The 8,565-nt window shown below is 68.0% G+C and carries 8 protein-coding genes and 1 pseudogene; 8 read left to right on the forward strand and 1 reads right to left on the reverse strand.

Annotated elements, in window-relative coordinates:
- Positions 1 to 141 precede the first annotated feature (141 nt).
- The 7 genes and pseudogenes from ACZ499_RS35780 to ACZ499_RS35810 form a co-directional block, all read left to right on the forward strand.
- Positions 142 to 1,011: pseudogene (locus ACZ499_RS35780) on the forward strand (ISAs1 family transposase); the annotation flags it as partial.
- Positions 1,012 to 1,623: 612 nt separating this feature from the next.
- Positions 1,624 to 3,096 (forward strand): hypothetical protein, encoded by a 1,473-nt coding sequence (locus ACZ499_RS35785; RefSeq protein ID WP_468680824.1) that lies wholly within the window; start codon positions 1,624 to 1,626, stop codon positions 3,094 to 3,096.
- 5 nt (positions 3,097 to 3,101) lie between these two features.
- The gene (locus ACZ499_RS35790) at positions 3,102 to 3,299 is read left to right on the forward strand and encodes an RHS repeat-associated core domain-containing protein (RefSeq protein WP_468680840.1); all 198 of its coding nucleotides are present in this window, start codon (positions 3,102 to 3,104) and stop codon (positions 3,297 to 3,299) included.
- On the forward strand, positions 3,215 to 3,628 hold the full coding sequence (locus tag ACZ499_RS35795) for a hypothetical protein (protein WP_468680826.1): 414 nt from the start codon (positions 3,215 to 3,217) through the stop codon (positions 3,626 to 3,628). The genes ACZ499_RS35790 and ACZ499_RS35795 overlap by 85 nt, the downstream gene beginning before the upstream one ends.
- A 381-nt stretch (positions 3,629 to 4,009) precedes the next feature.
- The gene (locus tag ACZ499_RS35800) at positions 4,010 to 4,363 is read left to right on the forward strand and encodes a beta/gamma crystallin domain-containing protein (protein WP_361374368.1); all 354 of its coding nucleotides are present in this window, start codon (positions 4,010 to 4,012) and stop codon (positions 4,361 to 4,363) included.
- Between the two features lie 1,210 nt (positions 4,364 to 5,573).
- Positions 5,574 to 5,822, forward strand: a complete 249-nt coding sequence (locus tag ACZ499_RS35805; RefSeq protein WP_468680829.1) for a hypothetical protein — start codon at positions 5,574 to 5,576, stop codon at positions 5,820 to 5,822.
- Positions 5,823 to 5,924: 102 nt separating this feature from the next.
- Positions 5,925 to 6,137, forward strand: coding sequence for a hypothetical protein (locus ACZ499_RS35810; RefSeq protein ID WP_468680830.1), 213 nt, complete (start codon positions 5,925 to 5,927; stop codon positions 6,135 to 6,137).
- 180 nt (positions 6,138 to 6,317) lie between these two features.
- Here the strand turns inward: ACZ499_RS35810 and ACZ499_RS35815 are convergent, their stop codons facing one another.
- Entirely contained in the window at positions 6,318 to 7,298 is a 981-nt protein-coding gene (locus ACZ499_RS35815; RefSeq protein ID WP_468680832.1) for a GlxA family transcriptional regulator, read from the reverse strand.
- A gap of 129 nt (positions 7,299 to 7,427) precedes the next feature.
- Here ACZ499_RS35815 and ACZ499_RS35820 point away from each other — a divergent pair, with 129 nt between their 5' ends.
- Positions 7,428 to 8,396 carry an NADP-dependent oxidoreductase gene (locus tag ACZ499_RS35820; RefSeq protein WP_468680834.1) on the forward strand — a complete coding sequence of 323 codons (969 nt, stop codon included), beginning with the start codon at positions 7,428 to 7,430 and terminating at the stop codon, positions 8,394 to 8,396.
- Positions 8,397 to 8,565 lie beyond the last annotated feature (169 nt).

Consider the following 8,565-nt stretch of genomic DNA (forward strand, 5'->3'; position numbering starts at 1 on the left):
TCATCGCTGATCCCGCCTGCCCTTGACCAGCTCCGCGAGCATCCCGAGGTCGTATCCGACGAGGTCCCGGGCCTGCTGGGGCGGCTGGCCGAGGTGCCCGACCCAAGAGAGCCGCGCGGCGTACGGCACGCTCTCGTTGCCATGCTCGCACTGACCGCGTGCGCGGTTCTGGCGGGGGCGACCTCTGTGCTGGCAGTCAGCGAGTGGATCGCCGATGCCCCGCCACACATCCTTCAACGCCTCGGAATACGCCTCGACCCACTGTTCCCGAAGCGGCTCCTGCCTGCGGAAACGACGGTCCGGCGGCTACTGGCCCGCGTCGACGGCGACGCGCTGGACCGGGCGGTCGGGCGCTGGCTCGCCGACCGCCGCCCGAAGGCGCCCGGGCGGCGCGGCCTGGCAGTGGACGGCAAAAGCCTGCGCGGTGCGGCCAAAGCGAACGGCCGCAAGATCCACCTGCTCGCCGCACTGGAGCACGCCACCGGCCTGGCCCTGGCCCAGCTGGACGTCGGCGAGAAGACGAACGAGATCACCTGCTTCCAGCCGCTGCTCGACACCGTCGCCGACCTGGCAGGAACCGTCGTCACCAGCGACGCCATGCACACCCAGCGCGAGCACGCTGACTACCTCCTCGGCCGGGGCGCCCGCTACATCGTGATCGTCAAAGGCAACCAGAAGAAGCTGCGCCGACAGCTGGGGTCCCTTCCCTGGAAAGACATCCCGCTTCAGGGACGCACCCGAGGCATCGGCCACGGCCGCTCCGAGATCCGCCGGATCAAGGCCGCCACCGTCAACAGCCTCCTCTTCCCCGGAGTCCGCCAGGCCGTCCAGATCAAACGCCGGCGCACCGACCACAAGACCGGCAAGACCACCGTCAAGACGGTCTACGCCGTCACCAGCCTGACCGCCGAGCAGGCCACCGCGGCCCAGCTCGCCCGACTCGTCCGCGACCACTGGAAGATTGAGGCCCTGCACCATGTCGTCCGCGACACCACCTTCGCCGAGGACGCCTCCCAGCTGCGGACCGGCAACGCACCCCGCGCGATGGCCACCTGGCGCAACCTCGCCATCGGAGCCCTCCGCACTGCCGGAGCGAAGAACATCGCGGCCGGCCTCCGCCGCAACGCCCGCGACCCTCGCCGCCCCTCGCACTTCTTGGCCTCGGATGATCACGAACCGAACGTCATGCGACTACACCGAAGCCCTGGGACTGACGTGACCACGGAACGGCATCCCGCCGGGGCTCTGCCCACCGGCCTACTCGCCCGGCGGAACTCGAACGAAGCCCTGGGTCCAATTGTCCTCATCGAGCTCGCAGGCGTCGAAGTAGAAGCACTCCGGTTCATCACGGAAGCCTGGTAGCAGTCGAGCCTGACGCATACGTCCTTCAACCCGTTCGAGGGTTGAGTAGATACCGAGCAGCTTCACGTCATCGCCGTCCGCCTCGTCGCAGAACACGCCGCTCTCATCGACGTGCACTGTCGAGCCGTCGTCGCCTGCTTCGTTCTGGTGGCCGACATGCCACAGCGGATACACGATCATGGACGCGAAGCTATCAGCACGCGAGTTCGTGGGCCTGCGACGTTCGGCGCCCCTCACCTCCTGGAACCTCACGAAGAGCTGATGGACCCCAAGAACCGCAGCTGGGGCCAGTTCCGCGGCTACGGCGAGGTCGTCACCCACACCGGCACCGCCCCGCAGACACTGACCCAGAGCTCCGCCCTCTACCTGCGCGGCATGAACGGCGACCTCAAGGCCGACGGCTCGCACAAGTCGGTCACCGTCACGGACTCCACCGGCGTCTCGCTGACCGACGACGACCAGCTGGCCGGTGTCGTCCGCGAGAGCCGGGCGCACGACACGTCCGGCGGATCCATCCAGGAAGCCACCTTCCGCACCCCGTGGGACGGCCGCATCACCGCCACCCACAAGCGGGCCGGCCTGCCCGACCTGACCGCCCGGCTCGGGGGCACCGCCAAGGTCCAGACCAGTGCGCTGCGCGCCGCCAAGACCCGGCGCACCACGGAGACCGACACCTCGTACGACACCGACGGGCGCGTCGTCGCGGTCGACGACAAGGGTGACGGTACCTCGGCGACGCCGGAAGTCTGCACGAAGACCAGCTATGCGCAGAACGCGAACGCCTGGGCCAACATGGTGGCCTTCCCGTCCGAGGTCATCAAAATCGCCGGCAGCTGTGACAGCACGCCGAACGCGGACAACACCCTCGCGGACAACCGCAGCCTGTATGACAACAAGCCGTTCGGATTCGTCCTGGGCACGGGTGACGCCACATCCACGCAGGTCCTCGACCACTACGACAGCTCCGGCACGGCCCAGTTCAAGACGATCGGGACGACCACCTACGACAGCTACGGCCGTGCGACGAGCGTGACCGACGCGCTCGGCGCCACCACGTCCACCTCCTACAGCCCGGCGACCGGCGTGCTGCCGACCTCCGCCACGAGCACCCAGCCGGTGGTGGCTCCGGCCACCACGGGCTGGAAGAGCACCACCACGTACGACCCGTTGCGCGCGGCCCCGCTGACCACGACCGACGCCAACGGCCGCATCACCGACCTGGCGTACGACCCGCTCGGCAGGCTCGCGGCCGTCTGGCTGCCCGGCCGGCCCAAGGCGAGCAAGAGCGCCAACAAGCGTTTCACCTACGCGCTCAACAAGAGCACCCTGAGCGTCGTCACCAGCGAGACGCTCCGCGAGGACAACTCCTACACGATCGACCACAAGCTGTACGACGGACTGCTGCGGCTGCGCCAGGAGCAGCAGAGCAGCGCGGACGGCGGCACGGGCCGGCTGGTGTCGGACACCTTTTACGACACCCACGGCTGGACCGTGAAGACCAACTCCCCCTACTACAACACCACCAACCCCGCCCCCCTCGCTGTTCGTGGTCAACGACGACCAAGTGCCGTCCCAGACCGGCACCTTCTACGACGGCATGGGCCGCCCCGTGGCGCAGACCCTCTCCAGCCTCGCCGTGGAACAGTGGCGCAGCAGCACCGCGTACCCTGGCGCCGACCGGGTCGACGTCACCCCACCGCCCGGCACCTCGGCCACCAGCACCACCGGGCCTGACCAATCTGGGCGCCCGCGAGTACGACCCGAACCTGGGCCGGTTCCTGTCGGTGGACCCGGTCTTCGACGCGACGGATCCGCAGGCTCTCAACGGTTACGCGTACGCGGACAACTCCCTGTGGCGCTGCGCCAGTACCAGAGCAACACCCCGACCGGCGCGCACGACGAGACCACCTACGGCTACAACGCCCAGGGCAAGCTGACCCGCCTGCCGCACGTCCTTGACCTGCACACCTACAAGATCACCAAGGCTTTGCAATCGCCCTGCCTGCTCGCACTCCGCGGTGTCGGCCATGCCGCGGAAGGGCCGCAGCAGTCACGGTTCAACGGCGTGCAGGCGCAGCTCGGCGGCGGCGCTCTGGTCGGTCATCAGCCGGGTCAGCAGCTGGGTGGCCCGCGCGTGTTGCACCAGCCGGTGGAGGCTGACGTACCGACGGCGGGCCCGTGGTTGCGCCGCCGGGCGGCAATTGTGCCTGCAGGACTGCCCGTTCAGCCCTTTCCCAGCGTGGTGCATGGCCTGTACAAGGAGTAAGGGGCGTAGTGAGGGGAGGTGTTTTGCCTGTACGCGAAGCGGGAGGAGGGACGGTAGTCCCGCCTCCTTGCTCGACGACGCAATGGACTTGGATATGCAGGAGACCGTCGACGGTCTCCCGCACGAAAGGGCAACGGATACCTGAGATTGACACGGGACAACCCGCTCAGTCTCGATCAAGACATTTGGGGGAACATTCCGGCCCGGGGAGCCGTGAATGATTGCCATGTGCAGCTGCCTTGCGTGATATTCGTAGGGCAAGCCAGAGAGACGAGACTGCGGAAGGGTTGCACGGAGGCAAGCAGAGGCATTTTTGACAAGCCTTCATATGTGCGGCCGTGACGTGGCCTCCCCGTTCGAGCATCGAATGAAGGAGAACTTGTGATCTCAAAGACGAAGAGGGTTGCCCGTTCCGTGATCGTGGCGTTAGCAGCCACCACGGCGGTCACGGTTGCCATGCCCACGGGCAACGCGTTCGCTATCGACCACGTCGAGTGCCGTGGCGGGGAGAACTTCCTGAAGATCTGGTCGCACCTGGACAACCGCTCCAGTGTGGACTGCTACGCCAATAAGGGCAGGAAGTCCTTCGGTAGCTGGTGGGTCGACCGCATCTCGACGGGCAACAACGATCTCATCTACTACGACGTAAACGGCGACTCGGTCCGCATCAACCGGTGGACGGACATTACCTTCCCGAACCGTCCCCCGCGGGTCAAGGACATCGAAATCCTCTAACGGGCGAGCGGTACTGTCCCGGGTAGGCCGTGCTGATTCACGTCTTCTGCGGGTCCAATCTCTTTCCTGTGTAGAAGTGAATTCCCTGTCGGAATGAATGCGCTCCTGCCCGGCTGTTCGATGCAGGCCACGAGATTCCCGCGTGGCCTGCATCGGCAGGTTCCCCAAGATTTCCGGGGCCCGGGGCCCCGGGTCGCGGGCGTGCGGGCCGGACTTCGCCGCCATCGGATAACGCCCCGGTGTCACGGCTCGCGCTGAGTCATCCGCGCTAACGTTGCCGCCGAGGGCTGATCGCGTGTGCTGTGAAAGAAACCGGCTCTCGTCTTCACTCGGGTGGGGATTGAGGAGTTGGTGGATCGCGGGCCGGCCGGTGTGGCCGGGTCGGCACGGCCGGTGAAGGCATCCGGCACTGGATTTTATGTCCGCCCAGCAGTTTCCGGGCCTGGGTGGCGTTAACGGCCTGAGTTGGGGTCTGGCCCAAGTTCCGTGCCCCGACTACGCGTTGTAGTTGTTGATCTTTCCGGTGGCTTCGTGGAAGTCGCCTTGACTTCGCTCCTCGTATGGCTGACGCGGCCGACTCGACCGCTGTGAACGATCTGTCGCGTCGGGGGGCGTCTCGCCGGTCGCCGGTCGCCGTGGCCCGCGGGATGGGTACGGTTGTAGACGCAGACATCGCCTGTGTGTTCTCGGCACAATTGGTCCATGCGGCGACGCCGTCGGCCGGTTCAGAACAGAGACGTTGCCCGGATGATGCGGGGGTTCTTCTCCGGGCTCTCTTCGGGGGAGCGGGGGGATCCTGAACAGGTTGCCGTGGCGTATGCGACGCGCATGTGGGGGCGCGTCGGATCCGGGCTGATGGTTCAGAAGAAGCTGTCTCGCTCTCGCTACTACGTAGGGATGTCCGCCGACATCACGGACTTTGAGGATGTGACAAAACGGGTTGCTCTGGTCTCCGACACGCTGCTCCTGTCGGGTGACTGGAACAGCGGCTTCCACGAGGTGACGCGCAGAGACATCGGCCGCGTGGAGGCCGAGTGGGCCATGGGTGACATGTTCACACCTTTCAACGGGGACATGGACCGCTCGCACGAGACGCGGATGTCGCTCCTGGACGCAGCGCGCAATCACCCGACCGAGCTGATCGGAATCCACAGTCCCGACCTCGACGCGCTGGGACGCTGGCTTCTGGCTGCACAGCATGAAGGCGCAGATGGCCTTGGCCCGACGGCGCAGGGCCGTGGCGGTGAGTGGCGCGGCCGTGGGCACGGTCGGTGCCGTCCTTGCCGCCGTCTACGGCCCCGTGATGGAGGACGCCTTCAAGATCATCGCGGCCAGCAGTGCGGGCAGCGGCATTTGGACGATCATCGACGCCGCCACAAGCAACAGCCCCGGGGAACTCAAGGAGGACCGCTGGCACTACGTCTGGGCCCTATCGCGCAAAGCCCAGACGCTGAACTGAGCTGGCTGGTGCAGGACTGCGCCGGCTTCGCCACCCCACGGGATGCGGCTGCTGGAAAGTCTGCTGGTCCAGGAGTGATTCGGCGACGACCGTGCTCTGATCGTGGTCTCTGCCACGTCCAACCGCTCCAAGGCTGACCAGGACCCGCCGACGTGGCTGCCGTCGGTCGTGGATTGCCGGTGCCAGTACGTTACCGACTGGGTGGCCGACGAGATCCGCTGGGGACTGAGCATCGACCCGGCTGAACAGGCCGCTCTGTGCGAGACGCTGACATGCTGTCCCGACGAGCAGATCAGCGTCACCCGCGCCCGCTGACGCCCGCACTGGCCGCCCCGGATGGGTTGGCCGCGCGGCTCCTCGATGGCCAAGAACGTCCCGCCTGTGCCCAGACCTCCCATGTGCGCCGACTCCCGGGAGCGTCAGGCCATTGGAGGAGGGCAGCCGGAATACGCCGGAGACGTCCGTAAGCCCGGCGGAACGGTGAGTTGCCCGCCGCTACTGCGCTGAACCGTCGGCGGGTGTGGGGCGGAAGGTGCGTCGGTATGCCTGGGGTGTGACTCCGATGGCGGCATGAAGATGCTGGCGCAGGGAGACACCGGTGCCGAATCCGGCGCGGTCGGCGACCGTGTCGACGGGCCAGTCAGTGGTCTCCAGCAGGTGCCGGGCCAGGTCGACGCGCTGGCGGATGAGCCACTGGCCGGGGCTGGTGCCGACCTCGTCGCGGAAGCGGCGGGTGAAAGTACGCACGCTGACGCCTGCGTGGGCGGCCATGGCAGCCAAGGTGACGGGTTCAGAGAGGCGTTGCATGATCCACGCCTGTGTGGGGGCGGTGCCGGGGGCAGTGGGGTCGGGGACGGGGCGCCGGATGTACTGGGCCTGGCCGCCGTCGCGCCAGGGCGGTACGACGCAGGAGCGGGCGACCTCGTTGGCGATGTCGCTGCCGTGGTCGCGGCGGACGATGTGCAGGCACAGGTCGATGCCGGCGGCTACCCCGGCGGAGGTGAGGATGTCGCCGTCGTCGATGAAGAGGACGTCGGGGTCGATGCGCGCGGTGGTGAACATGCGCTGCAGGCGGTCGGCTTCGCGCCAGTGTGTGGTGGCGGGGCGGCCGTCGAGCAGTCCCGCGGCGGCCAGCACATAGGTGCCGGTGCAGATCGCCACGATCCGGGTTCCTGGGCGGATGGCAGCCAGGGCCTCGCGCAGGGCGTCGGGCAGGCCGCCCTCCTCGCGAATGGGGCCCAGCGCGTGGGAGGGCGGGACAACGACGGTGTCGACGGTGGCCAGCAGGGAGGCGTCGTGAGAGACGGTGAGCTGGTAGTCCGCCTCGGCGCGGACGGGCCGGCCGTCCAGGCTGCACGTGGTCACGGAGTAGAGCCGGTTGCCCGTGCCGTCGCGGGCGGCGCCGAAGATTCGTGCGGGGATGCCGAGTTCGAAGGGGACCACGCCATCCAGGGCCAGAACGCCAACGTGGTGCATGACCCGATCCTTTCATTCCGTGGCCATCGGGCCACTACTGGGGGGCTGTCCGCCCGGGCAGTCTTGGGACGTGCCCAAGAGATCCGGCACAGACCACGAGAATCCTTCTGCGGAAAAGAGCACGTCATCATGGATCAGGCCACCACCCCCGCGACCATGCGCGCCGTCTCCCAGGACGCCGCCGGAGCTCCGGACGTCCTCAAGGTCGTCCAGGCGCAGCGCCCGGTCCCGGGCCGGGGCGAGATCCTGGTCCGGGTGCACGCGGCGGGCGTGAACCCAGCCGACTGGAAGACCCGCGAGCGGGGCGTGTTCGCCAATGGCGCCAGGCCGCCGTTCACACTCGGCTTCGACGTCGCCGGGGTGGTCGAGGCGGTCGGCGACGGGGTGACACTCTTCCAGGCGGGCGACGAGGTGTTCGGGATGCCGCGCTTCCCGCACCCAGCGGGTGCCTATGCCGAGTATGTCGCCGCCCCGGCCCGGCACTTCGCCCCGCGCCCCAAGGGCCTGGACCACATCCAGGCCGGTGCCCTGCCGCTGGCCTCGCTGACCGCCTGGCAGGCCCTGGTGGACACCGCGAACGTCCAGCCCGGCCAGCGTGTCCTGATCCACGCGGCCGCCGGAGGCGTCGGCCACCTGGCCGTGCAGATTGCCAAGGCCCGCGGCGCGTACGTCATCGGCACGGCCAGCGCCGCCAAGCACGAACTGCTGCGCTCGCTGGGCGCCGACGAGCTGATCGACTACCGCACCCAGGACTTCACCGAGACCCTCCGCGACGTCGATGTCGTCCTGGACGCCCTCGGCGGCCCCAACTGGGCCCGGTCCCTGCAAACGCTGCGGCGGGGCGGCACGCTGATCTCGATCCTGCCGCCGAACGGCACCTTCCCCGCCAAGGAGGCCGAAGCGGCCGGAGTGCGGGCGGTGTTCATGCTCGTCGAGCCCGACCATGCGGGGTTGCGCGAGATCACCTCCCTGGTCGAGGACGGCCGCCTGCGCGTGATCGCCGACGAGGTCTTCCCCCTCGAAGAAGCCGCCCGGGCCCACACGCTGGGCGAGACCGGCCGCACCACCGGCAAGATCGTCCTCTCCGTCACCTCCTGACCCACCCCACTGCTTCTGCCCTGCGGCAGCCATGCCGCCGGCTCCTCGGCCTGCGTCAGGCAGGCCGGGCCAGTTACTGAGGTTTTCGGGTTGTCGTCGGGTAGTGACGCTTGATGATCCCTGCGGTATGCCGGTGAGGTGAGGTATCCAGAGGGTGGGGGCCTGACCG

The organism is Streptomyces sp. NPDC031265, assembly GCF_055570295.1.

Excerpts from the sequence above, each read along its gene's own strand:
- ACZ499_RS35785 (WP_468680824.1), top strand. The coding sequence starts at position 1,624 with ATGGACCCCAAGAACCGCAGCTGGGGCCAGTTCCGCGGCTACGGCGAG.
- ACZ499_RS35805 (WP_468680829.1), top strand. The coding sequence starts at position 5,574 with ATGGCCTTGGCCCGACGGCGCAGGGCCGTGGCGGTGAGTGGCGCGGCC.
- ACZ499_RS35815 (WP_468680832.1), bottom strand. The coding sequence starts at position 7,298 with ATGCACCACGTTGGCGTTCTGGCCCTGGATGGCGTGGTCCCCTTCGAA.
- ACZ499_RS35820 (WP_468680834.1), top strand. The coding sequence starts at position 7,428 with ATGGATCAGGCCACCACCCCCGCGACCATGCGCGCCGTCTCCCAGGAC.